Origin of the sequence: Piscibacillus sp. B03 (assembly GCF_052246295.1) — a bacterium.
In the GTDB taxonomy this organism is placed as follows: Bacteria; Bacillota; Bacilli; order Bacillales; family Alkalibacillaceae; genus Piscibacillus.
Map to the genome: position 1 here is coordinate 1 of NZ_JBQQCO010000088.1, position 1,286 is coordinate 1,286.

Genomic DNA, 1,286 nt, shown 5'->3' on the forward strand with positions numbered 1-1,286 from the left:
TGAACTGACCCAGGGAAATGAGACAAGAAAAAACACCTATGCTGCCACGGTCCTGTATTCAACAGGGCTGTGGCAATTTAATTTTGAAAAAGGTCGTATATAATTGTAATAATACATGTAATTTATTACTTTATCTATTACAATAGTAGTTGTTAGGGTCGCTCTTAATTGAGCGGCGAATTCTTCCGACTTTAGTGAGGAATGGAAGGATTCAATGACGGCATTATCAAAGCAATTGCCTTTGCGGGACATGCTTGTGGTAATGCCGTTTTCTTTTGCAAGTGCCTGAAAGGCATAGGATGTGTACTGAGCTCCCTGATCACTGTGTAAAATAACTTCATGAGTCTCTCTGCCGTTACAAGCCTCTTGTAGCGTTTCTAAAACAAAATCAACATGTTGTGAATCACTGATTTTATAAGCAATAACTTCGTTATTATACAAATCCATGATTGTAGATAAGTAAAGCATCTTCGGACCATAGGGTAAATACGTGATATCCGTCACCCATTTTTGATTCGGTTTTTCAGCTTTAAAATTTTGTTTTAACAAGTTAGGAACAACGATTTTACTTTCCCCTGCAATATATTTTTGTCGTTTTACTTTTATGCGACATTGAATTTCGTATTTTTGCATCACTTTTTGAACGGTTTTTCGGTTAACTTTGATTTGATAATCTTTCCACAAGATCCCTTTCACTTTCCGATGCCCAATACGATGTGAGAGTTGTTTACAAATATTTATGATTAATTGATGCAGTTCTGGAATCTCTCGATTCACTGTACCTCTCCATCGGTAATAAGTCGGTCTGGGGATGCCAAAGCACTCACAGATATCTTTCGTTGAAAACTGCTCCTTGAAAGCTTCAACTACTTCTACAAATACTTCTGGAACCACTTCCTTTCGATTTCTTGGTACTTTCCCGACAATTCCTCACGCATTTCATAATAGGTTACTTTTCGACGTAGTTGTGTTATTTCACTATCATCGTCTGGTCCTTTGCCATAGGCATATTGTTTACCTGTCGGTTGAGCTAACCTATGGTGTTCACCGTTGCGGTACCACCTCATCCAAGTCTTGATTTGTGTTTTGTTTTTAATACCAAACTTCTCCATAATCTGCTTGTTGGTCCATTCACCAGACAACTTCATTTGTATCACTTCTCGTTTGACTTCTTCTGGATAAAATCTATTTTTACCCATAAAGAAAAACACCTCCTAAATTGTCGATTAATATTACATACGACTTAGGGGGTGTTTTTTCCTGTCTCATATTATTGGGTCACTCTA

At 37.4% G+C, this 1,286-nt stretch carries 1 protein-coding gene; it reads right to left on the minus strand.

Annotation, left to right across the window (positions count from 1 at the left end):
• Window positions 1-36: 36 nt before the first annotated feature.
• A protein-coding gene (locus tag ACTWQB_RS17305; RefSeq protein ID WP_443140393.1) for an IS3 family transposase occupies window positions 37-1,199 on the minus strand; the annotation gives its coding sequence in 2 pieces (ribosomal slippage) (window positions 37-923 and window positions 923-1,199; 1,164 coding nt in all).
• Window positions 1,200-1,286: the final 87 nt, after the last annotated feature.